Origin of the sequence: Saccharopolyspora sp. CA-218241 (genome assembly GCF_050954615.1) — a bacterium.
Taxonomy (GTDB): domain Bacteria; phylum Actinomycetota; class Actinomycetes; order Mycobacteriales; family Pseudonocardiaceae; genus Saccharopolyspora; species Saccharopolyspora cebuensis.
Map to the genome: position 1 here is coordinate 2,411,220 of NZ_CP191860.1, position 21,891 is coordinate 2,433,110.

The following is a 21,891-nucleotide window of genomic DNA, read 5'->3' on the forward strand; positions in this document are numbered from 1 at the left end:
CCCGGTGCCGCGGTGCGGCCCGGACATCGTCGGCGGGCGGTGGCCCGGCACGGGAGACTTTGAAAGGTTTCATCGAGCGTAGGAACGGCAGTGTTCCCGGGTCAATGAGCCGTTCGGGGCGCGACTTTTCGGACCACAGCAAATCTCGACGGACGAAATAGTGAGGTCGGCAGGGGAGGGGAAGGGTGGTCTTGACTTGTGGTCGAGGTCACCTTACGGTCCGTTAAAACGGTTCATCCGCGCAGCACGACAGGGCGCCGGATCGGTGCTCGCGAGCCGCTCAGCTTCTCCTCCCTCGACGACGAAGGCGAGAAGGATGTCCGCCACCCCGCCGCCCGCCGCGGTGACCGCCAAGGACTGGTTCCGGTCCGGTGTCGCCGGAATGGCCTCGTACCTCGACGCCGCCGCGATCGTGTCCACCGGCATCGCCCTGGTGCTCTACCAGGAACCGCTGGGGCTCAGCGCCGGCCAGATCGGCGCGCTGTCGTCGATGCTGACGTTCGCGATCGCGGTGGGCGCCCTGGTCGGCGGTCGGCTCGGCGACCGGTACGGGCGCAGGCGGGTGTTCACGGTGACGATGGTCCTGCTCGTCACCGGTTCGGCGCTGCTCGCCGCGGCGCCGAACGCGGCCTTGCTCTACGCCGGCATCCTGCTGGTCGGCTTCGCTTCGGGAGCCGACCTCCCGGTGTCCATCGCGCTCATCTCCGAGGAGGCGCCGGAAGGTGCCAAGGGCAAGCTGGTGGGCCTGTCCCAGGTGCTGTGGTACGGCGGCATCCTGGGCAGCCAGCTCATCGGCGTGCTCATCGGCGGGATGGGCGAACTCGGGGCGCGGATCATCTACGGGCACCTCGCGGTGGTCGCCCTGGTCGTGCTGGTGCTGCGGCTGCGGGTGCCCGAGTCCCGGCAGTGGATCGCTGAGCGCAACGCCGCCGAGGAGGTGCCGAGCGCGGCGGGGAACGCCTCGGCCGTGCGGCGGCTGCTCGGCGACCGGCGCTACCTCCTGCCGTTCCTGGCGCTGGCGGGCTTCTACTGCCTGTCCAACGTGGCCGCCAACACCAAGGGCCAGTTCGGCACCTACATGTACGTCAACGCCGCGGGCAGCACGGTGCAGATCGCCTCGGCCCTCGGGCTGGCCGCCCAGATCGTCAGCGTGGGATTGGCGATCGTGTTCATGCGGGTGGTCGACGGGCCGCGGCGGATGCGCTGGTACACCATCGGCGCCATCGGTTTCGTCGGGGAGTTCGCCCTGCCCGCGGTGTTCGGGGTGAGCATCTGGAGCCTCGCACTGGGCAACCTCGTCGGCACGCTGGGCCTGGCCTTCGCGTTCGAGGCGATCTACAAGGTGTGGACCCAGGAGAAGTTCCCGACCCTGTTGCGATCCACCGCGCAGGGCACGACGATCGCACTGGCCCGGGTGCTGGCCGCGGTGGTGGCGCTGTGGACGCCACTGCTGGTGGAGATCGGCCCCGAGTTCCTGTTCGCCAGCCTGGCCGTGCTGGTCGCGATCTCGATGGGATTCGGCTACGCGATCGACCGGATGCACGGCAGGCGCGCGGAAGCGACACCGTCGGCCGGGGCGGTCGAAGCGCGCTGATGCCGTCGGCGCCCGTTCGCGGAACGGGCGCCCAACAGGACCGCAGAATCGGAGGGTTCCGTGCCACCTGGCGAATCCGTCACCGTCACCGCTCCCACCGCGGAGCACCACCGGGAGGCCTTCGGGATCGGGACGGCCCGCCCGCGCCTGTCGTGGACAGTGGACGCCGAACAGCCGGACTGGCGGCAGCGCGCCTACGAGATCGAGGTGCGGGCCGCGGACGCCGAGCCGGCGACCGGCGGGCGCGTCGACAGCGACGAGTCGGTCCTGGTGCCGTGGCCGGTCTCGCCGTTGGACTCCCGCGAGAGGCGCGAGGTCCGGGTCCGGGTGTGGGGCCGCGACGGTTCGGCGTCCAGCTGGAGCCCGCCGCTGGTGGTCGAAGCAGGGCTGCTGCGCGCGGCGGACTGGACGGCCCGGATGGTGGGGCCGCAGCCGGAGGCCGAGGCCCCGAGCGGCCGGTGCTGGTGCGGGGCGCGCTGCACCTGCCCGCGGCACCGCGCCGGGCCCGGTTGCACGCCACGGCGCACGGCCTGTACGAGGCGTGGATCAACGGCGCTGCGGTGGGCGACCAGGTGCTCGCCCCGGGGTGGACGAGCTACCACCGCCGCCTGCGCTACCAGACCTACGACGTCACCGGGCTGCTGCGCGAGGGCGAGAACGCGATCGGCGCTTGGCTCGCCGAGGGCTGGTACCGGGGTCGGCTCGGTTTCCACGGCGGTACCAGGGAGATCTACGGGCCGGACGTCGGGTTCCTCGGCCAGCTGGAGGTGGAGTGCGCCGACGGCAGCGCGGTCCGCTCCGGAACGGACGGTTCCTGGTGCTGGTACCCGAGCCCCACGCTGTCGGCGAGCCTCTACGACGGTGAGTCCTACGACGCGCGGCAGGAGGTGCCGGGCTGGTCGGAGCCGGGCCTGGACACCGCCGGGTGGCGCCCGGTCCGGGTCCTCCAGCGCGACCCGGCCACTCTGGTGGCACCGCTGGGACCGCCGGTGCGGCGGGTCGAGGAGGTCCGGCCGGCGGCGATCAGCACCACCGAGGACGGCCGCGCGCTGCTGGACTTCGGGCAGAACCTGGTGGGGCGGCTGCGGGTCCACGCCCCGCATCGCGCCGACCTGGTGCTGCGGCACGCGGAGGTCCTCCAGGACGGCGAGCTGTGCACCCGGCCGCTGCGCCGCGCCGAGGCCACCGATCGCTGCCTCCCGGACGGCGAGTGGGAGCCGCGCTTCACCTTCCACGGCTTCCGCTACGCCGAGATCACCGGTTGGCCGGGCACGCCGTCGCGCGACCAGGTGGCCGCGCAGGTGTTGCACACCGACATGCGCCGCACCGGCTGGTTCGAGACCTCGGACCCGTTGCTGAACCGGTTGCACGACAACGTCGTCTGGAGCATGCGCGGCAACTTCCTCGACCTGCCCACGGATTGCCCGCAGCGCGACGAGAGGCTCGGCTGGACCGGCGACATCCAGGTGTTCGCACCCACGGCGAGCTTCCTGTTCGACTGCGCCGGGCTGCTCACCTCGTGGCTGGCCGACCTGGCCGCCGAGCAGCACTCCGACGGCACCGTTCCGTTCATCGTCCCGACGATCCCGGCACCGGGGTGGACCCCGCCGTGGGCGGCGGCGGTGTGGGGCGACGTCGCGGTGCTGACCCCGTGGACGCTGCACGAGCGGTTCGGCGACCGGGGTGTGCTCGCCGCGCAGTACCCCTCGGCCCGGGCGTGGGTGGAACTCGTGCACTCCCAGCTCGACGAGGACGGCTTGTGGCGGCGGGGCAAGCAGCTCGGCGACTGGCTCGATCCGGCCGCGCCGCCGGAGGACCCGTTCCAGGCGCGCACCGATCCGCACCTCGTGGCCTCGGCCTACTTCGTCCGTTCAGCCGACGTGCTCGCGCGGACGGCGGCGGAGCTCGGCGAGGACGCCGACCGCGACCGCTACGCGGCGATGGCGCGGCGGGCCCGCGCGGCGTTCGCCGCGGTGCACGTGGGCGAGGACGGCGCGCTGAGCTCCGACACGCAGGCGGCCTACGCGCTGGCGCTGCACTTCGGCCTGCTCCCGACCGCCGAGCTGCGGGCGGCCGCGGCCCGTCGCCTGCGGGATCTGGTGGTCGCCGCCGACCACACCATCGCCACCGGGTTCGCGGGCACCCCGGTGATCTGCGACGCCCTCGCCGACAACGGCTACCCGGAGACCGCCTACCGGCTGCTGCTGGGGCAGCGGTGCCCGTCCTGGCTGTACCCGGTCGTCCAGGGCGCCACCACGATCTGGGAGCGGTGGGACAGCCTGCTGCCCGACGGCAGCGTCAACCCGGGTGAGATGACCTCGTTCAACCACTACGCGCTCGGCGCGGTCGCCGACTGGCTGCACCGGCGGGTCGCGGGCCTGGCCCCGGCCGCACCGGGCTACCGGCGGCTGCGGGTCGCGCCGCTGCCCGGCGGTGGCCTCACCAGCGCCCGCGCCCGGCACCTGACGCCCTACGGCCCCGCCGAGGTCGCCTGGCGGCGCGCGGGCGAGGAGCTGCACGTGGACGTGGTCGTCCCGCCGGGTACGACCGCCGAGGTGGCGCTGCCCGGGACCGCCCCGGCCGAGCTCGGCAGCGGCTCCCACCGCGTCACCGCCCCGTGGCGGGTGGTCGGCTGAGGCGGCATGGGCGGCCGGGCAGCGGGGTACCTGCTCGGGGGAGGGGAGGAGCTGCCATGGCCATCGAGCTGCCGAGTGCCGCGGACGTCGACTTCGACGCGGGCGAGCTGTACTTCGTGGGCAACGCCACGACGGTGATCCGCTACGGGGGGTTCTCCGTGCTGACCGATCCGGCGTTCCTCCACGCCGGGGAGCACGTGCATCTGGGGCACGGTGCGTACGCGCGGCGGGAGGTCGAACCGGCGTGCCAGGTCGCCGACCTGCCGCCGGTGGACCTGGTGGTCCTGTCGCACCACCACGGCGACCACTTCGACGACGTGGCGGCCCGGGAGCTCGACCACGAGCTGCCGATCATCACCAACGACCACGCCGTGCGGTTGTTGCGCGAGCAGGGGTTCCACCGCGGTCACGCGCTGGACACCTGGGAGGCGCAGGACGTGGTCCGCGGGGACGCGCGCCTGCGGGTGACGTCGATGCCCGGCAAGCACGCGCCCGACCACGTGGCGGGGCTGCTCCCACCGGTGATGGGCAGCATGCTGGACTTCTACCAGGGCGAAGCGCACCGGTTCCGCCTCTACATCACCGGCGACACGCTGCTGCACGAGCGTCTGCACGACATCCCGCGCTGGTACCCCGACGTCGACCTGGCCCTGGTGCACGCCGGCGGCACGACTCTGCTCGGCACGGTGGTGACCATGACGGGGGAGCAGGCCGTGCGCTGCGTGGAGATCATCGGGCCCAGGAACGCGGTCCCGATCCACTACAACGACTTCTCGGTCTTCCGGTCCGGGTTGGACGAGTTCAAGGCCGCCGCGGCGGAGTCGTCGGCGACGACCGAGTTCCACTACGTCGCCCACGGCGATCGGTACCGGTTCCGGCCCGAGCCGCTCAGGTGAGGTCGGCGAAGAGCTCGACGTCGCGGGCGCGGCCCGCGGCGATGAGGATGTCGCCCGGTTCGAGCACGGTGTCCTGGGTGGCGGTGGTGAACCCCGCGCCGGGGCGCTTGATGGCCACCACGGTGACGCCGTAGCGGCTGCGGATCCGGGTCTCGCCGAGCGGCCGGTTCACCGCCATCGCCGGGGTCCGGGTCTTGACCAGCGCGTAGTCGTCCTCGAACTCGATGTAGTCCAGCATCCGCCCGGTGACCAGGTGCGCGACCCGCTCGCCCATGTCGTGCTCGGGCAGCACCACCCGGGTGGCGCCCACGCGTTCGAGGATGCGCCCGTGCTGGCGGCTGACGGCCTTGGCCCAGATGTGCGGGATGGCGAACTCGGCCAGCAGGGAGGTCGTGAGGATGCTGGCCTCGAGGTCGTCGCCGATGGCCACCACGGCGCGGTCGAAGTCGGGCACGTCGAGCTGGCGCAGCGCTTCGACGTCGGTGGTGTCGGCCACGGCGGCGTGCGTCACCGAATCGGCGAACCGCTGCACCAGGTGCGGCCGGGCGTCCAGGGCCAGCACCTCGGTGCCGCGTTCGACGAGCTCCAGCGCGAGCGAACCGCCGAACCGGCCGAGGCCGATCACGACGACCCGGGCGGGGCCTTCGCGGTGACGGGAGGGAGTGCGGTCAGCCGACAATGGGGCGCTCCTCGGGCAGGTCGTAGCGCCGGCCGCGTTCGCGGAGGGCGAGCGCGGAGGCGAAGGTGATGGGTCCGATCCGGCCGACGAACATCAGCACGACGAGCAGGATCTGGGCCGCGGCGGGCAGTTCCGGGGTGATGCCGGTGGACAGCCCCACGGTGGCGAAGGCCGAGACCGCCTCGAACAGCACGTCGTCGAGCTTGAACGGGGTCATGACCAGCAGCGCCAGGGTGGCGGCCAGCACCAGGCCGACCCCGGCCAGCACCACGGTGAGCGCCTGGCGGTGGACCTCGGGCGGCAGCTTGCGGCCGAGCACGTGCACGTGCGGCTCACCGCGGATCTCGGCGAGCATCACGAAGGCCAGCAGCGCGAACGTGGTGACCTTGATGCCGCCCGCGGTTCCGGCGCTGCCGCCGCCGATGAACATCAGCACGTCGCTGACCAGCAGGCTGGCGGGCTGCATCGCGCCCACGTCCAGCACGTTGAACCCGGAGGTGCGCGGGCTCATGCCCTGGACGAACCCGGCCAGCAGCTTGCCGCCCACGCCGTGCGGGCCGAGGGTGGCGGGGTTGTCCCACTCGAAACCGATGATCGCGACCGGCCCGACGACCGACAGCGCGGCGTAGGCGCCCAGGGTGATGCGGATGTGCAGCGACCAGCGCCGCTGCTGGCGCCGCAGGTGCCGGACGAGTTCGAACAGCACCGGGAAGCCCAACCCGCCGAGCACGAAGGCGGCCACGATCGGCAGGCAGATCCAGGGGTCGGTGGCGAAGCCCATCAGGCTGTCCGAGTACAGCACGAAACCGGCGTTGTTGAACGCCGACACCGCGTGGAAGATCCCGAGGTAGACGGCCGACCCGAAGGGCTCGCCGTACCCGGTGGCGAACCGCGCGGTCAGCAGCACGGCCGTGACCGCTTCCACCAGCAGGCTCAGCGCGATGACGCCGAGCACGACGCGGCGGACGTCCCCGAGGCCGAGGGTCTTGGTCTCGGCCTGGGCGCTGCGCTGCATCCGCAGCCCCATCCGCCGGGTGACCAGCAGCCCCAGCAGGGAGGCGAAGGTCATGATGCCGAACCCGCCCACCTGGAACAGCCCGAGCAGCACCAGCTCGCCGAAGGTCGACCAGTGCGTCGGCGTGTCGACGACGAACAGGCCGGTGACGGTCACGGCCGAGGTCGAGGTGAACAGCGCGGACACCCAGGAGGTCGCCTCGCCCGACTCGCTGGAGACCGGCAGCATCAGCAGCACCGTGCCGATCGCGATGGCCAGCCCGAAGCCGGCGGCGACCACGCGCGCCGGCTGCCGCAGCACCGAGGGCTGCTTCCGCGCCGATCGACCCGTGCGCGCCGCGTCGGTGCGCACCCCCCGTTCCCGCACTCCGGCCCCTTCGATCCCCCGAGACGTCCGCCAAAGACACCGAGCCGGGAAACTACTCCCCGGGGCGGACCGTCGCCGCGAAGGGTGGCCAGAACCTCCCCTGTCGTGGTGAGCCCGACCAGCGTGCTCACCGCCAGTGCGCGGCTGATCCCCGACGGTCAGGCGTCAGTGTGCCGGACCGCCGGGGATTCGGCAGGGTTCGTGCCGGGATCAGACCGCGGACCAGCCGTTGTCCACCGGCAGGATGACGCCGTTGATGTTGCTGGCGGCGTCGGAGGCGAGGAAGACGATCGCGGCGGCCTGCTCCTCGGCTTCGGACACGCGGCCGATGTTCCCGCCGTAGCCCATGACCACGCCCGGCCCGTGGGCCTCGGCGTCGATGTCGACGGAGATGCCGGTGGCGGTGCCGCCCGGGGCGATCGCGTTGGCCCGGACGCCCTTGTCCCGGTACATCACCGCGAGCGACTTGGTGAGCCCCGCGACGCCGTGCTTGGTGGTGGTGTAGGCGGCCCCGGCCGCGCTGCCCCGCAGCGCCGCTTCTGAGGCGGTGTTGACGATCGCACCGCGCCCGGCGGCCAGCATGTGCGGCAGCACGGCGCGGGCGAGCAGGAACGGCGCGGTCAGGTTGACCCGCACCAGCCGCTCCCACTCGGCATCGGTGACGTCGGCCGCCGCGGCGAAGCTGTCCATGATGCCGGCGTTGTTGACCAGCACGTCCACCGTCCCGAAGCGCTCGACCGCGGTCGCGACGACCTCGTCCACCACGGGCTGCTCGCTCAGGTCGCCGACCACGGTGGTGGCGGTGCCGCCCGCCGCGCGGATCTCCTGCTCGACGGCCGCGGCTCCCTCGCCGTTGAGGTCGGCGATCAGCACCCGCGCCCCTTCCGCGGCGAACCGCAGGGCGGCGGCGCGGCCGATGCCCGATCCGGCGCCGGTGACGATCGCGGTGCGGCCTTCCAGACCGGTGGGGCTCATCGGATGCTCCTTCGCATCGGGCCCGGCGCGGGCCGGGCGTCCTCGACGTTTCAGGCACAGTGTGCCAGATACTTCCGGGAGGATGCGGATCACGGGGCCCTACGATGGGGCGGTCCCAGTGCCGGAGGAGGGAGTTGCGGTGTCGGCGAAGCGTCCCGGACGTCCACCGCTGACTGAAGGGCGCAAGGCCGAGATCCGCCGCGACATCGCCCGCGCGGCCGTGCGGCTGTTCACCACCCGAGGGGTCGCCGCGACCTCCGCCGAGGAGATCGCGTCCGAGGCCGGGGTTTCCCTGCGCACGCTGTGGCGGTACTTCCCCGGCCCGGGCAAGGAGAACTGCGTGCGCCCGCTGCTGAGCACCGGCATCGAGGAGGTCGCCCGGGCGCTGGCCGGGTGGAGCCCCGACGAGGACCTGCCCGAGGCGCTGGAGCGTCTGCCGCGCCCGGAACTGGCCGACGTGGACACCATGCTGGACCTGGTGCGGCTGACCCGCACCGAGCCCGGCGTGCGCGCGGTGTGGCTGCGGGCGCACCAGGACGCCGAGCCGGTGTTCGCCGCCGGGATCGCCGAGCGGTCCGGCCGCGACCCCGGCGACCTCGACGTCAAGGTGGAGGCGGCCGTGGTCAACGCCGCGATGCGGGTGGCCGTCGAGCACAGCGCCGACCAGGAACCCCCGGACCTGTGGGGCGCGCTGCGCACCGCGCTGCGCGCCACCACCCGGCGTTGAACCCGCCTCGCGAGGCGGGACCTCGACGGCCTGCTCGTTCCAGGCGAGGGGCGCCTTCATCCGGCATGGTCGGATCAAGGTGCCCCTCACTCAGGTATCGAACGGGTGAAAGCCGGGGCCGTCAGCCCAGGGGCACCGACAGGTGGGACGGGTCGTCCGCCGGGGAGGAGAACGTCAGGTCGGCGCCGTGCGGGTTGTGCTCGGCGTAGAGCGGGTCGACGGTGTCGACGGCCAGCGCGAGGCGGTGCCCGGCGGGCACGTCGTAGGCGGTCGAGAACAGCTCCAGGTCCACGGTGAACGGTTCGCCCGGGGTCCGGTGGTGGAACGTGTGCGGGGCGTGGGTGATCAGCCGACCGGTGCCGAGCGGTCCGACGTCGTACAGGTAGGCGACGAAGGTCCCGCTGGGGGCGTCGCTGGTGACCGTGGTGCGCAGCACCGGCGTGCCCCGGACCGGCCGCGGTTCGGCGGCGGGTGCGGATTCCCAGACGGCGGTGTGCGCGGGCGGTAGCAGCGGCACCGGCACGACCGGGGGCAGCCGCGCGAACTGGTCCAGCGCCCCGGTGAGCAGCACGACCCCGCCGTTGGCGCCCGAGTCGACGTTGGCGGCGATCCCTTCGGTGCCGCCGAGGGGCATCTCGTAGCGCCGCGCGCCCACCGCGTCCCAGTCCGGGTAGGACTCGTAGTCCCCGGTGGAGCGGGACTTGATCCGCACCGGCTGCTCCTCGCCGACGCCGTTGTCCGCGCCCTTGAGGTGGTGGTCGAGCCAGCGGTGCGCACTGGTCCAGGTGTCGTTGGGCAGGCCGAGCAGCCCGGTCAGCTCGCCGGTGGCGTGGTCGCCGGGCCGGAATTCGAGGCGCTTGGGCACGGTGAGCCGCTCGAAGAACTCCGCGTACTGGTTGGGCGGGAAGAAGCTGTCGCCCCAGGCGTTGCCGAGCATGACCGCCGCGCCGCCGCGGTTGATCGCGTCCACGAAGGTCGCGGGCGAGCGGCTGCGTCCCCACTCGATCAGCTCCTGCTCGCGGGCGAGGTCCGAGCTGAGGAAGCCCTCCAGGATGTCGCGCAGCTCGTCGCTGGGTCGCCCGGTGAGCTCGCCCGAGCCGGCCAGCAGCCCGGCGACCTGCAGGTGCTGGGTGCGTCCGCTGTAGATCGAGTCCACCAGGTCGGCCCAACCGCTGAGCGCGACCACGGCGTCGACGCGCTCGTCGAAGGCGGCGGCCAGCAGCCCGATGCCCGCGCCGTAGGACACCCCGGCGACGCCGACCCGCTCGCCGTCCGCGCGGGTGTGGGCCAGCGCCCAGTCGATGACCCGCGAGGTGTCGGCGATGTCCGGTGGCCCCGCCACCTCGATCCGCCCGCCGGACTGCCAGAAGCCGCGGACGTTGTAGCTGACCACGACGTATCCGCTGTCGGCGAGCCGCTGCGCCTGCGCCAGGTACTCCACCTGCGGGACCGCCCAGCTCGTCGGCAGCACCAGCAGCGGGTGGCTGCCGCCCCCGGCCGGGGACACGACGTTGGCCTTGAGCACGACGCCGTCGTGGCCCTCGATGTCGACGAACCGGACGGTGGAGCGGTGCGCCCCGACGTCCTCGGCGGCTGCGGTGGGCGCCGGGCCGGCCCCGGCGCCCACCAGCAGAGCCGCGGCGAGCGCTCCGACGATGGCGCGCGATTGTCCCATGACGACTCCTCGCTCCGGCTTCGTTGCACGAGCGGAGCGACGGTAGCGGAACCTACTCAGCGGTAGATACCGCCGAGTAGGTCATTGCGCCCCGCAGTGCCGCGGGGGTGGCACGTCGAGGGCCGGGTTGCGGTCGAAGAAGCCGACCGGGCGCAGGCGGAACCCGGTGCGGTCCACCGGCATGATCGGCCAGTCCTCCGGACGCGGGACGTGGGTGAGCCCGAAGGTGTGCCACAGCACCACGTCCTCGCCGTCGAGGTCGCGGTCGGCCGCGGTGTAGGCGGGCAGGCCCGCCCCGCCGGGGTGCTGGTTGACGAAGTCCCCCGCCGGGTAGCGCTGCGCCGGGTCGTAGCGGGTGACCCACAGGTGCCGGGTGGCGAAGGTGGCGCGGCGGGCGATGGACGAGCCCGGATCGGCCAGCAGCGTCGGCAGTCCCTCCGGCACCAGCGCGTAGCCCACCGGCCGTCCGACCTGGTTGCGCCGCTCCGGGTTCACCACGTGCCACGTGCGGTTGCGCTCCGGCGCCGCGTCGCGCTGGGCGGCGGATTCGGAGGCCAGCACGGTGCGCGTGGTGGTGAAGGCGTTGCCGCGCGGGTTCTCCGGCCCCATCGCCACCCGCTCGACGTCGACCTCCTCGACCCGGTTGCGCACCCCGTCGACGGCCATGTCCAGCCGGGCGCTGAACAGGTGCTGGTGCAGCGGCCCGCCGAGGCCGGGCGCCAGCGGCGCGGCGTAGGGGTACTCGCCGCCGTCGTGCGCCGAGGTGAACACGATCCCGGTGGCCTTGACCTCGCAGTCGAGGGTGCCGTCGAGGTGCAGGTACCAGTAGAAGCCGTAGTCGTAGTTGCCGATGGTGGTGAAGAACGAGATGACCAGGCGCCGCTGGCGCCGCGTCTGCGCCGCCCCCGACCACAGGTCGGTGTGCTTCCACAGGACGCCCGCGTCCTCCTCGTGGATGCAGACCGCGTTGCGCAGCACCTTCGGCTCGCCGCGCGCGTCGGAGATCACCGCGTCCAGGTAGGTGATCTCGCCGAGGCAGTCGCAGCCCAGCTCCAGCGCGTTGGCGCAGCGCCCGACCAGGTACTCGCCGGTGTCGAAGTAGTTCTGCCAGGACCGCACCGGGGACGGGTCGGCGTAGGGCACGACCATCTCGGCGATCGACGCGCGGTGCACGATCGGCCGGGTGCCGCCGCCCTCGTCGAAGCCGACCTGGTGCAGCACCAGCCCTTCGCGCGCGTCGAAACCGACCCGCAGCGACCACTTCTCCCAGGTCAGCAGGTTCCCGTCGAGGGTGAAGCTCGGACCTTCGGGCTGGCTGATCGCGATCTCCCGCTGGGTGGTGCGCGGCGGTCCGGTCACCGCCGGGTCGTCGAAGTCGCCCGAGCCGCGCGGCACCGGGACCGGGCCGCGGTCGATGACCCGGTCGACGACGCGGTTGAGGGTGTCGACGTAGGCGACCAGCCCGTCGATCGGGTGCGCCCAAGCCGATCCGGTGGGGTGCTCCTGCAGGAACGCCAGGCCGCGCAGGATCCGCCGCCCCGCCTCGTCCGGGTACTCGTCGGCGTAGACGCCCGCCGACAGCGGGGCCACCCGCACCTGCCGGACGTCGAGCCCGCGCTCGTCCAGCGCGGCCAGCCACCGCTCGTCGGTGGACAGCAGTTCCTCGACCAAGCTGAACTCCTCGTCGAGGACGGGGAGTTGCCCGCCGGTGGCGGGATCGAGCTCGGTGACCGACAGGACGGTTCCGGCGGTGCCGTCCACGAGCACGTCGCGGGAGGTCTGCGCGGCCAGGTCCAGCAGCAGGGCGCGGAACCGCCGCACCACCGGCGCCCCCGGGGTGTGCGCGAGCAACTCGTGCTTGGGCGGTTCGTCGAGGCCGACGTGCGCGAAGCGGGTGTCGGCGGTGACCAGGCCCGCCTCGGCCAGCGCGCGGTGCACGGCCCGGATCTCCTCGGGCTCGATCGGATCCAGCGGGTGCGGTGCGGAGGTTCGCGGCATGGGGCACTTCCTCACTGCGGGGCTCGGGGCGGAGAACAGCGCTGCGGGATCGGGAACGTGCCGGACTCGGGCCGAGGTTACTGAGCGCTCGTACGAAAAAGAAGGTCCGATCGGGTTCTACGCTGAAGCCCCACCGACCCGATGGGAGGACGCGTGCCCAAGATCGTCGACCACGAGGCGCGCCGCCGCGCGATCGTCGACGTGGTCTGGCGGTTGATCGCCGCCGAAGGCCTCGACGCGGTGACCACCCGGCGGATCGCCGAGGAGGCCGGGTTCGCGAACGGGACGCTGCTCTACTACTTCCCGACCAAGGACGCGGTGCTCGACGCCGCGTTCCGGCACGTCGTCGAGGCCACCGACGCCCGGGCCGACGCCGCCGACCCGGACCGGCGGGGGCTCGACGGGCTCCGCACGCTGTGCCTGGAGATCCTGCCGCTGGACGCCGAGCGCCTCGCCGAGGCGCGGCTGGCCGTCACGTTCTGGCAGCAGGCCCTGCACTCCGCATCGCGGGCCGCCCTGCACACCCGGTCCACCGACCGCTGGCGGGCGGAGCTGGCGGCGCGGCTGGCCGAGGCCCGCCAGGACGGGACGCTGCGCGCCGACGTCGACCCCGGCACCACCGCCGACGAGCTGCTGTCCGCGCTGGTGGGCCTGCAGGTCCTCGCCGTGCTGTCCCCGGCGCAGACCACCCCGGACCGCCAGCTCGCCCAGCTCGACGCACTCCTCACCCGCCTCCGCGCGCCGTAGGCCTCGCTGAGCGGGGCGACCGCGCGACCGGGATGGTGGTACCGGCGGACACCGGGGCGGGGAGGGAAGCGATGGCGGCGAGCGCGGAGGTCGTCGTGGTCGGGGCGGGGCTGGCCGGGCTCGCCGCGGCCCGGCACCTGCACCGCGCCGGGGTGGCGGTCCGGGTGTGCGAGGCGGCGGAGCGGGTCGGCGGGCGGGTGGCCACCGACGAGGTCGACGGGTTCCTGCTCGACCGCGGGTTCCAGGTGCTGCTGCCCGCGTACCCGGAGGTGCGCCGCGAGGTCGACCTCACCGCGCTGGCCCCGGGGTACTTCAGCCGCGGCCTGCTCGCCGGGGCGCAGCGGCGGTGGCTGGGCCCGCCGCGGTCCCGCCCGGCGGGTGCGGGCGGCGGCGCCCGGGAGGTGCTCGCCCGGCCCCGGGACTGCGCGGCGCTGTCCCTGCTGTCCGCCCGCGACCTGGCGCTGCCGGCCGACCGGCTGGGTCGGGTCGCGCGCGGCACCGGCGCGGAGTTGCGGCGGTGGGGGATCTCGTCGCGCACCGTCGAGGACGTGCTGCGACCGTTGTTGGCCGGGGTCTTCCTCGATCCCGCCCTGAGCACCTCGGCGCACCTGTTCCACCTGGTGTGGCGCAGCTTCCTGGCCGGGGGAGCGGTGCTGCCCGCCCGGGGGATGCGGGCGCTGCCGGAACAGCTCGCCGCCGCGCTGCCGTCCGGGGTGGTCCGCACCGGGGAACGCGTCGACGGACTCGGCGACACCGGGGACGGGGTCGCGGTGCGGCTCGCGGGCGGTGCGGAGCTGACGGCGCGGGCGGTGGTGGTGGCCACCGATGCCGACGTCGCGGCGCGGCTGCTGCCGGGGCTGAGAACCCCGTCCTGGCACGCGGTCACGACGTTCTACTACCGCGTGGCCGGTTCCCCGGCGGGCGCACCGGTCCTGCTGGTCGACGGCGGTGGGCTGCTGCTCAACAGCGCGGTGCTCAGCGACGTGTCCCCCGGCTACGCGCCGCTCGGCGCGGCCCTGGTCGCGGCGTCCGCACCGGGCCGGGCCGACCTCGGGATCGAGCCCCGGGTGCGCACCCGGCTCGCGGAGCTGCATCGGACCGGCACCGCCGACTGGGAGCTGATCGGTGCGTACCCGATCGACCGCGCGTTGCCGGTGTTCGGCCCCGGCGAGCCGCTGCGCCGCCCGGTGCGCCTGGGCTCCGGGCGCTACGTCTGCGGTGATCACCGGGACACCCCGTCGATCCAGGGCGCGTTGGTCTCCGGACGGCGGGTGGCCCGCGCGGTGCTGGCCGACCTGGGGCGCTGACCGGTCAGGTGTCGCGCCGGGGAGCGCGGCCGAGCAGGTGCCGCAGCGCCGGTTCGAGGTCGAGGTCCCGGAACGCTGGAGTACCTCAATCCCATGTCGCAGCCTCCGGTCGCACCGGACCGATCGTCCCAGTGCACCGCACCGGGGGCGAGCGGCACGGCGGCGCCGGGAGGCGCCCGGCGGCTCAGCCGCCGAGGGTTCCGGTCACCGGGGTCTCGGACACCGCGTAGCAGACCGCCGTCGTCTTGCCCGTCGGCCAGTCCGCGGGCAACGGCATCAGGCCGTGGGGCTCGACCCCGGGCGGGGACCGCCGAGGTAGTCCGCGACGACGCGATCGCAGTGCGGCATGGTGCGGTCGAGCATGGCGTCGATGCCGGGCGCCGGTTCGTCGGGTGAGCCCAGGTCCAGCACCCCGGGGACGGCCTCGCTGCGGTGCGGCCGCGAGCAGGGCACCACCCGGGTCGGGCCGTCGGCGAGCGGCTCGTCGACGTAGCACCGCCGGAACGAGCCGAGCCCGCCGGTCAGCGCCCCGGCCAGCGATCCGGTCCGCGGCAGCGGTTCGTTGTCCGGGCCCCGCTCCACCACGAGGCAGGCGAACCATCGGTCGCCGCGGTCCCACTCCTGCTGGTCCGACCAGGTCGACAGCGCCTCCAACCGGGAGGCCGGTGCGTCCGGGCTGCCCACGTACTCGGGCAAGGCGCCTCGGCAGACCGGGCTCACCGCGGTGTCCAGCGGCGGCGGGTAGGCGTCCCCGACCTCCGGCGGCATCCGCCGGGAGAGCACCACCTCGTACTGGTGCTCGGTCTCGCAGCCGACCTGCTGGATCCGCCCGTCGACGATGCTCAGGCAGTCACCGCGCCGGTGCGGCCCGGCTCCCGGCTCGGCCGGGGTGCCGTGCTCGGCGGCGGCGCGGGGAGAGCGCGGTCCGGGGCGTCGGCGGCGGTGCACCCGCCGAGGGCCGCGAACGCCAGCACCGCGGCGGCGCCGCGGCGGGAACGGGGGAAGGTCGCCATGCCTGGAGAGTAGGCCCGAGGTCGGGCGCGGCGGGCGGTTTCCGGGAACGGGGCCCGCTCGGCCCGAACGCGGTCCACTTCGGACGGTGCTGGTCACAGCGCCGCCCACGAGGTGCGTTCCGGGCCGTCGGCGCGCAGCGCCTCGTCGCGGTCGCCGCCGTCGAGCGCCGCCCGCGATTCGGCCACCGCCCAGCCGTAGACCCCCTTGGCCATCGTCGAGGTGGCCGCCGCGCGCAGCGCCAGGAACACCTCCACCCGGGCGGCGTGCGCGAGGTGGTCGGCCGGGTCCGCGTCCACGGCGAACTGCGCGAGGTGACCGGCCAGCCGCAGCTCGCCCGCGGCCAGCAGCTCCCGCGCCCGCTCGGCGAGCGCGGGGCCGCCGCCCGCGAGCCGGGCGATCTCCCCGGCCAGGTCGCCCGCCGGCGCGGGTTTGAGGTGCGCCGGGTCGCCGTCGTACCAGCCGCCGTAGTGCCGCCAGACGTTGCGGACGATGAATTCCGGTTCGTCGTAGGACGGTGCCAGGTACGGCTTGCGCAGCAGTTCGTCCGGAGCGGTGACCTCGCGCAGCACCTCGTCCAGGGTGGCGCCCGCGTTCATCGCCGCGAGGGTCTGGTCGTGCAGGGTCTGCAGCAGCTCGGCGGTGTCGAGCAGCGCGGTGCGCACGCGTTGCGCGCCGACGATGGGGACGCCGTGGCCCGGCAGCAGCAGTTCGGCGTCCAGGGCGGCCATCCGGCGCAGCGCCTGGGCCCATTCCAGGGCGTAGCGCTGGGTCTTCTGCGGGTTGCCGGGATTCGGGCAGGACCAGATGAACAAGTCGCCGGTGCACAGGATCCCCCGGTCCGGCAGCCACGCGGTCAGGTGGTCGTCGGTCTCGCCGCGCGCGTGGCGCAGCCGGACCGACAGCTCGCCCAGCCGCACGGTGGTCGCGTCGGCCACGGTGAGGTCCGGGAAGCGGAACTCCGCGGGCCACTCGATGCCGGGGTTCTGGAACTGCCGCTGGTTGATCACGCTGTTGTAGCCCTGGCTGGCCTGGTAGCGGCGGAACCGGCGGGGCACGTTCTCGTGCGCGAGCACGGTCGGTCGCGGCAGACCGCGCCGCGCGGCGTCCGCGTCGAACGGTGCGGTGCCGAAGACGTGGTCGATGTGGCCGTGGGAGTAGACCGCGGTGTGCAGGGCGGCGTCGGTGCGGGCCCGGGTGGCGGCGAACAGGTCGGGCGCGGTGGCCGCGCTGCCGGTGTCGAAGCAGAACAGCCCTTCCGCGGTGGGGAAGACGTGGACGTTGCCGAACGCGGGCCACGTCCACACCTCGGGCGCGACCTCGTGCAGCCCCTCGGCCCGCAGGGCGCCGGAGTGGTAGGCCTTCATGGTCTCCTCGCCGCGCCACACGCGGTCGGCGTAGTCGAGCAGATCGGTCACGGTGCCTCCTCGGATGACGGCGTGGCCCCACTCTGGCTCGCGCACCCGCGACCGAGGTATCGCCCGATGTCCACTCTCCGCCCTAGACTGCTGTGACATGTCACAACCGCTGCTGGACGCGGTGGAGCGCCGGTTGCCCGCCGCGGCCGATCGCGCGGTGCGCGAGTACGTCCGGCGGTCGGCGCGCTACCAGGGGCGGTGGCCCGAGCACGTGCGCGAGCACATGGCCCACTCCTGCCGGGAGAGCGCCCGGTTGGCGCTGCGCGCGGTGCGGGAGCAGCGCTCGCCCACCGGGGCGGAGCTGGAATTGCTGCGCGAGCGCGCGCGGCAGCGGGCCGACGAGGGGCTGCCGGTGGCGGACTTCGTCACCGCCTACCTGGTCAACATCCAGATGACGTGGGAAGAACTGGCGCGCGCCGCGGGCGGAGCGGTGCCGGGGGAGCTGGGTGCGGCGCTGCTGCACCGGATGCACGAGATCGTCGACGCCGCGGTCCAGGCGCACCAGCAGGAGTACCAGCTCGTGCACGGCGAGGAGCGCTTCGCGGTGCACGAGATCGTGCAGGCCCTCGTCGCAGGCGGGTCCGCCGCCGAGCTCGCGCACCGCTTCGACGTCCGGCTCGCCGACGCCTACGGGGTGCTCGCCGTGCGGCTCGGCGAGCACCCCGCCACCGGAGCGGCCGCCGACGGGATCGGTCGCCGGATCGCCGAACGGCGCGCGTTGCACCGGCTGGTGGCGGAGGTGCACCGGCGGCTCGGCACCCGGTCGCTCACCGCCCTCGACCCGGACGGCGGACTGGTGCTGCTGCCGTCCGCGCCGGAGAGCTCCGCGCACGACCTGCGCGCGGTCCGGGAGGCGCTGCCCCGGCTGCGGGCGGCGGCGGGCGCACCGATCGCCGCCGCCTTCGCGCACGCCCCGACGCGCTCGGCGCTGCCGGGCGCCGCGCAGCAGGCGAGGGACCTGCTGCGGCTGCCCGGACGCCGGGACGACGACGTCGCCGTCCTGCCCGACCTGCTGCTGGAGTACCAGCTCAGCCGGGACAGCGCGGCGCGCAGCGGGCTCACCGCGCTGGCCCGGGAACTGCGCCGGAGGCCGGAGCTCGCCGCGACGCTCGACGCCTACCTGGCGCACGACTTCAACCGCCACCGCACCGCGCGTGCGCTGCACGTGCACCCGAACACCGTGGACAACCGGCTCTCCCGGATCACCGCGCGCACCGGCGCCGACCCGCGCACCGCCCGCGGCCTGCTGCTGCTCGCCGCCGCCCGCACCGCGGAGCCCGCCGAGTAGCCGCCGCCAGCACGAGCAGGATGCTGGGCACCGAGGTGCGTCCGGTCCGGACGTGGGGGCGTCGGCGCAGCGCCTCGACGGCGAGCACCTCCGCCTTCAGCCGGGTTTGGTCGCGGTGAGCACCAGCAGGATCCGCCGACCCACCAGCCAGGACGCCCACGGCACCTCGGAGACCAGGTCCGGGCCGCCGGTGAACTCGTGCCGCTGCGGTCGTTCGAACCCTGCCGCCGTCACCCAGGACGCGTAGTCGTCCACCGAGTACGGGTGGGCGACCAGCCGGTACGCGGCGCCGTCGTTCTCGAACTGGGCCGACATCCCCGTCGCGGCCAGTTCCGGGTGGAACACCGAGAACACCAGTCTGCCGCCCGGGCGCAGCACCCGGTGGAATTCGGCGACGACCCGATCCGGGTGCTCCAAGTGCTCGCCGATCAGCGCGCAGCACACCGCGTCGAACTCGCCGTCGGAGAACGGCAGGGCGTCCTGCAGGTCCGCTTCGGTCAGCGGTACGTCGGGGAAGGCGCGGCGCGCCACCGCGAGCATTCCGGGGGAGAAGTCCACGCCGTGCGGCCGCGCCCCGGCCGCGAGCATTCCCGCGAAGTTGCGCCCCGTCCCGCACCCGGCGTCCAGGACGTGCTCGCCCGGCGCCGGGTCGAGCAGCCCGATCACCTGCTGGGCGTCCACGGCGACGACGGGGTTCGGCGTCCGTTCGTAGGACTCCGCCCAGAGGTCGTACCCCGCCTTCGTCGTGATGTCGTGCATCTGCATCCTGGACCGCCCGAGGGGTAGTGTGAAACAGTCTGCGGTGGCTGTGGTCCGAACTGGGGAGGATTCCGCCGAACCGCGAACGCGCGTCGCGTGAACCGTTGTCCTGGAACGCGATTCAAGGCTGGTCGTCGCGGGCCGCAGTATAGCGTCCGCGTCATCCGGCCGGCAAGGAAAGCGGAGCGCGCGGGCCCAGGCACGGCACACCGCCCTACTCGTCCGGAAGCACAGGAGGCCACGGGAGCATGTCCGGAGCATCGTTGAAGGTCCTCGTCGTCGGCGGTGGTATCGGCGGCCTGTGCCTGGCGCAGGGGCTCAAGCGCGCCGGGATCGACGTCGCCGTGTACGAACGCGACCGCACCAGGGACGACCGGCTCGAGGGCTACCGGATCCACATCGATCCGGACGGGGCGAAGGCGCTGCACTCCTGCCTGCCGGAGAAGGCTTGGGCGGAGTTCACGGCCAGCACGGTGGATCTCGGCAGCTTCCGCTTCCTCACCGAAGGGCTGCGGGAACTCATGGAACTCGAGCCGGACGCCCACCGCGTGCCCGACGGTGGGCCGACCTCGCGCTCCCACGCCATCGACCGCGTGACGTTGCGCGACATCCTGCTGACCGGGCTCGACGACGTGCTGCACTTCGGCAAGAAGTTCGAGCGCTACGAACGCACTCCGGACGGGGTGGTCGCCCACTTCGCCGACGGCAGCACCGCGACCGGTGACGTCCTCATCGGCGCCGACGGCGTCGGTTCGCCGGTGCGGGGCCAGTACCTCCCGCAGGCCGAACGGGTCGACACCGATGCCTTCGGCATCGGCCTCAAGCTGCCGCTGACCGATGAGGTGCGCGCCTGGCTGCGCCCGCCGCTGTCCACGGGGCGCTGCATGATCATGGCCCCGACGCCGTACTTCCTGTCGGTGTCGGTCTTCGACCGGTCCGCCGAGCGACCCGGTTCGTCCGGCGACGACGCCTACGTCGGCACGGCCTTCGTCGTGCGGCGCGGCGCCTGCCCGGCCAACATCCACGCGCTCGACGGGGCCGAGCTGATCCGGCTCGTCGGACGGATGATCTCCGGCTGGCACCCGGATCTGCGCAGGCTGGTCGCCGAATCGGACCCCGGTAGTGCGCTGCTTGTGCCGTACAAGACCTCCGTGCCGCTGAAGCCGTGGCAGAGCACCAACATCACGCTGCTGGGCGACGCCGTGCACAGCATGTCGCCGGTCGGTGGCATGGGCGGCAACACGGCGTTGCGCGACGCCGACGAGCTCCGCGGTCAGCTCGTCCGGCTCGACGGTGGTGCGGCGTCGACCGAGCAGGCGATCGGGGCCTACGAGACCGCGATGCTCGACTACGGCTTCGCCGCCGTCCGCAAGGCGCTGCGCTACCAGGACCAAGGGCTGCGGAGCGGCACGATCGCGACGTCGCTGTCCAGGGCCTCGTTCCGCGCCATGAACGGCATGATGCGGCGGCGCGCTCGCGCCCGGTCCTGATCCGGCGCGGTGGTCGTCCCGGCCGGACGCCGGGGCGACCACCAGGTCAGCGCCAGGAGGCTTCGTAGAAATCACCGGGCGCCCGGCCGGAGCCGATCATCACCTGGATCAGGCTGCTCAACCCGGTGCCGTCGAGGCCGAGCAGCCGGTGCGTGCGCTGGACGTCGTAGCCGAGGCTGGCGTGGCAGCGCAGCCCCAACGACGCGGCGGCGAGGTAGAGCCGCTGCACCGCGATGCCCGCTTCCATGTTCTGCATCCGGAACCACCGGTCGCCGTGGACGTCGAACCCGGCTCCGTAATCGCCGACCGGGTAGACGCACAGTCCGGTGTGGTCCATGTTGAACAGCTTGATCAGCAACGAGTCCTGGAGCTCCGCGCCGATGTCGGCGGTGCGCACCCGCTCGAGCCCAGGGCCGCCGGACCACCCGGGCCGGTAGCGGTAGACCCCGGGCGCCACACCGGAGACCCGGTTCACCGCGCAGTACAGGGCGGTGTGCCGCAGCGATGCGCTGGACCCGTCGGCGAGGTCGTTGCGGTAGCCCTCGGCCGCGGCGGCCAGCAGCGCGGACACCGGCTCCGCAGGCAGCTCGGCCGGGGTGAAGTAGCCCATCGAGGACCGGCGCTCGGGCAGGCCCGCGAGCAGGTCGACCGCGCGCTCGGGCAGCGCCACCGTCGGACCGGGTGCCGTGACGTGATCGGGTGCCGCCGGTGCCGACCGCACCGCGGTGGCATCCGGGAGCCGTGCGCCGCGGTGCACCCGGGCCTGCAACGGCTGGGCGTCGAGCGTCCACTCCCGCTCCGACTTGGCGGCCGTCCCGGTGCGCGAGACCTCCGCTGTCCCGTCGCGCAGCGGGCGGAGCGGGCCGGTTCCCCGCCCCGGGGCCTCGTCGATCGTGATCGCCGCGTAGACGCTCTCCCGCATCGGGTCGAGGCGCAGCAGACCGTCGAGGTCGTCGTCGACGAAGCGGTAGCGCACCCGGGCCGGGCCGAGCCGGGGGGCGATCGCGAGCACCTGGCCGACCAGCACGCCCAGGTCCAGCGCGCACAGCCGGTAGGTCAGCTCGCCGTACTTGAACGCGTTCTTCCAGAAGAAGGCGGTGACCAGCAGGGTCAGCGGGAGCCGCGCGGCCGGTGCGCCCAGGCCCGCCGCCAGCTCGCCGGTCCAGTCGCCCTCGCGCAGCGCCACCAAGGCGTGGTGCGCGGCGTCGTAGTGGTGCACCCCGGTGGGCAGCGCACCGCCGGGTCCGGAGACCACGTAGACCTCACCGGGGAACCGGGAACCTCCCGAGGGCACCGGGCGCAGCGAGTTC

The 21,891-nt window shown here is 73.7% G+C and carries 18 protein-coding genes; 8 read left to right on the forward strand and 10 right to left on the reverse strand.

Features of this window, described 5'->3' with window-relative positions; genetic code table 11:
- The first annotated feature begins 316 nt into the window (after positions 1-316).
- Positions 317-1,594, forward strand: a complete 1,278-nt coding sequence (locus ACQP0T_RS11635) for an MFS transporter (RefSeq protein WP_433872893.1) — start codon at positions 317-319, stop codon at positions 1,592-1,594.
- A 194-nt stretch (positions 1,595-1,788) separates the two neighbouring features.
- On the opposite strand, the gene ACQP0T_RS11640 is transcribed toward ACQP0T_RS11635, so the two are convergent.
- The gene (locus ACQP0T_RS11640; protein ID WP_433872895.1) at positions 1,789-2,076 is read right to left on the reverse strand and encodes a hypothetical protein; all 288 of its coding nucleotides are present in this window, start codon (positions 2,074-2,076) and stop codon (positions 1,789-1,791) included.
- Between ACQP0T_RS11640 and ACQP0T_RS11645 the strand changes: the two genes are divergently transcribed.
- Together ACQP0T_RS11645 and ACQP0T_RS11650 are read left to right on the forward strand one after the other, a co-directional pair.
- On the forward strand, positions 2,053-4,230 hold the full coding sequence (locus ACQP0T_RS11645) for a family 78 glycoside hydrolase catalytic domain (protein ID WP_433872897.1): 2,178 nt from the start codon (positions 2,053-2,055) through the stop codon (positions 4,228-4,230). The genes ACQP0T_RS11640 and ACQP0T_RS11645 overlap by 24 nt on opposite strands.
- A 56-nt stretch (positions 4,231-4,286) precedes the next feature.
- Positions 4,287-5,126, forward strand: a complete 840-nt coding sequence (locus ACQP0T_RS11650) for an MBL fold metallo-hydrolase (protein WP_433872899.1) — start codon at positions 4,287-4,289, stop codon at positions 5,124-5,126.
- Here ACQP0T_RS11650 and ACQP0T_RS11655 read toward each other — a convergent pair.
- The 3 genes from ACQP0T_RS11655 to ACQP0T_RS11665 form a co-directional block, all read right to left on the reverse strand.
- Positions 5,119-5,805, reverse strand: coding sequence for a potassium channel family protein (locus ACQP0T_RS11655; RefSeq protein ID WP_433872901.1), 687 nt, complete (start codon positions 5,803-5,805; stop codon positions 5,119-5,121). The genes ACQP0T_RS11650 and ACQP0T_RS11655 overlap by 8 nt on opposite strands.
- Positions 5,795-7,171, reverse strand: a complete 1,377-nt coding sequence (locus tag ACQP0T_RS11660) for a TrkH family potassium uptake protein (protein WP_433873684.1) — start codon at positions 7,169-7,171, stop codon at positions 5,795-5,797. The genes ACQP0T_RS11655 and ACQP0T_RS11660 overlap by 11 nt, the downstream gene beginning before the upstream one ends.
- Before the next feature lie 225 nt (positions 7,172-7,396).
- Positions 7,397-8,161, reverse strand: a complete 765-nt coding sequence (locus ACQP0T_RS11665; protein WP_433872904.1) for an SDR family NAD(P)-dependent oxidoreductase — start codon at positions 8,159-8,161, stop codon at positions 7,397-7,399.
- Positions 8,162-8,300: 139 nt separating this feature from the next.
- Here ACQP0T_RS11665 and ACQP0T_RS11670 point away from each other — a divergent pair, with 139 nt between their 5' ends.
- The gene (locus ACQP0T_RS11670) at positions 8,301-8,888 is read left to right on the forward strand and encodes a TetR/AcrR family transcriptional regulator (protein ID WP_433872906.1); all 588 of its coding nucleotides are present in this window, start codon (positions 8,301-8,303) and stop codon (positions 8,886-8,888) included.
- Between the two features lie 121 nt (positions 8,889-9,009).
- On the opposite strand, the gene ACQP0T_RS11675 is transcribed toward ACQP0T_RS11670, so the two are convergent.
- A complete protein-coding gene (locus ACQP0T_RS11675; protein WP_433872908.1) occupies positions 9,010-10,563 on the reverse strand; it encodes an alpha/beta fold hydrolase in 1,554 nt (517 codons plus the stop codon).
- Positions 10,564-10,644: 81 nt separating this feature from the next.
- Positions 10,645-12,561, reverse strand: coding sequence for a primary-amine oxidase (locus ACQP0T_RS11680; protein WP_433872910.1), 1,917 nt, complete (start codon positions 12,559-12,561; stop codon positions 10,645-10,647).
- 153 nt (positions 12,562-12,714) lie between these two features.
- Between ACQP0T_RS11680 and ACQP0T_RS11685 the strand changes: the two genes are divergently transcribed.
- Together ACQP0T_RS11685 and ACQP0T_RS11690 are read left to right on the forward strand one after the other, a co-directional pair.
- Positions 12,715-13,308 carry a TetR/AcrR family transcriptional regulator gene (locus tag ACQP0T_RS11685; RefSeq protein WP_433872912.1) on the forward strand — a complete coding sequence of 198 codons (594 nt, stop codon included), beginning with the start codon at positions 12,715-12,717 and terminating at the stop codon, positions 13,306-13,308.
- Positions 13,309-13,379: 71 nt separating this feature from the next.
- The gene (locus ACQP0T_RS11690; protein ID WP_433872914.1) at positions 13,380-14,615 is read left to right on the forward strand and encodes an NAD(P)/FAD-dependent oxidoreductase; all 1,236 of its coding nucleotides are present in this window, start codon (positions 13,380-13,382) and stop codon (positions 14,613-14,615) included.
- Between the two features lie 276 nt (positions 14,616-14,891).
- Here the strand turns inward: ACQP0T_RS11690 and ACQP0T_RS11695 are convergent, their stop codons facing one another.
- Both ACQP0T_RS11695 and ACQP0T_RS11700 read right to left on the reverse strand, forming a co-directional pair.
- Complete coding sequence (locus tag ACQP0T_RS11695) at positions 14,892-15,563, reverse strand: septum formation family protein (RefSeq protein WP_433872916.1); 672 nt, start codon at positions 15,561-15,563, stop codon at positions 14,892-14,894.
- Positions 15,564-15,721: 158 nt separating this feature from the next.
- Positions 15,722-17,044, reverse strand: a complete 1,323-nt coding sequence (locus ACQP0T_RS11700; protein WP_433872918.1) for an alkyl sulfatase dimerization domain-containing protein — start codon at positions 17,042-17,044, stop codon at positions 15,722-15,724.
- 97 nt (positions 17,045-17,141) lie between these two features.
- Here ACQP0T_RS11700 and ACQP0T_RS11705 point away from each other — a divergent pair, with 97 nt between their 5' ends.
- Complete coding sequence (locus tag ACQP0T_RS11705) at positions 17,142-18,332, forward strand: PucR family transcriptional regulator (protein ID WP_433872920.1); 1,191 nt, start codon at positions 17,142-17,144, stop codon at positions 18,330-18,332.
- Positions 18,333-18,428: 96 nt separating this feature from the next.
- Here ACQP0T_RS11705 and ACQP0T_RS11710 read toward each other — a convergent pair whose 3' ends face one another.
- Positions 18,429-19,091 (reverse strand): class I SAM-dependent methyltransferase, encoded by a 663-nt coding sequence (locus ACQP0T_RS11710; protein WP_433872922.1) that lies wholly within the window; start codon positions 19,089-19,091, stop codon positions 18,429-18,431.
- 248 nt (positions 19,092-19,339) lie between these two features.
- Between ACQP0T_RS11710 and ACQP0T_RS11715 the strand changes: the two genes are divergently transcribed.
- Complete coding sequence (locus ACQP0T_RS11715; RefSeq protein ID WP_433872924.1) at positions 19,340-20,581, forward strand: FAD-dependent oxidoreductase; 1,242 nt, start codon at positions 19,340-19,342, stop codon at positions 20,579-20,581.
- 46 nt (positions 20,582-20,627) lie between these two features.
- On the opposite strand, the gene ACQP0T_RS11720 is transcribed toward ACQP0T_RS11715, so the two are convergent.
- Entirely contained in the window at positions 20,628-21,836 is a 1,209-nt protein-coding gene (locus tag ACQP0T_RS11720; protein WP_433872926.1) for a nitroreductase family protein, read from the reverse strand.
- Positions 21,837-21,891 lie beyond the last annotated feature (55 nt).